We start from the raw sequence: 632 nt of genomic DNA, 5'->3' as shown, positions 1-632 counted from the left end.
AAAATTACAGTCGGATCACTATCATGGTCTATAGGTCTTGGAGGTACCCCAGCTATTGTTTCATTCTGAACAGTATACCCTTTGATTCCCATTTTAAAGAGTTCTGCAGAAAGTTCTGCAGAAAGTTTCCCGTGAATATAGTCACGTGATGCTTTCCTTAGTTTCTTTACCTGATTGTTGTTCTCGCACTTTGCAAATGTCAAGTTAAGGACATTCTCAAAGAAGCTCCTGTCAAGGGAAATGTCTATATCTTCACTGAAGCGGTTGATGAGGTTCCATCCTTTACTCAATGAAGTTCCTCCTTTGAAAAGAAGCCACTTCCCACACGACGTATTGAACAATGCCTTGAGAACTACTGTTACCCACCAATCTTTCTCTACGGCATTATCTTCGATATTATGTTCCAGGGCGACCGACTGTATCATTGCTATGCGTTCGTCATTACTATGATTTTGCCAACTACTCATGCTTGCTATTTAAAATCTTTATAATGATTCGTCTTATCCATGTAGGCATGACCTTTAGATCATCAGTCATGGTTTTATCCTCTGGATATCTACTTAGTATTACACTAATTGCGCTTTCCCACTCATTATTATAGTTTCGTTCTCCAATAGCCTTCATTGCTTGTA

General features: G+C 39.1%; 1 protein-coding gene. It reads right to left on the bottom strand.

Annotated elements, in window-relative coordinates:
- A partial coding sequence (locus X919_RS0106145; RefSeq protein ID WP_253270094.1) for a nucleotidyl transferase AbiEii/AbiGii toxin family protein occupies window positions 1-425 on the bottom strand: 425 nt, incomplete at its 3' end.
- Window positions 426-632 lie beyond the last annotated feature (207 nt).

This window comes from Prevotella sp. HJM029 (assembly GCF_000599605.1).
In the GTDB taxonomy this organism is placed as follows: Bacteria; Bacteroidota; Bacteroidia; order Bacteroidales; family Bacteroidaceae; genus Prevotella.
The sequence above is the reverse complement of the archived record's forward strand: the minus strand, read 5'-3'. Positions and strand labels throughout refer to the sequence as shown.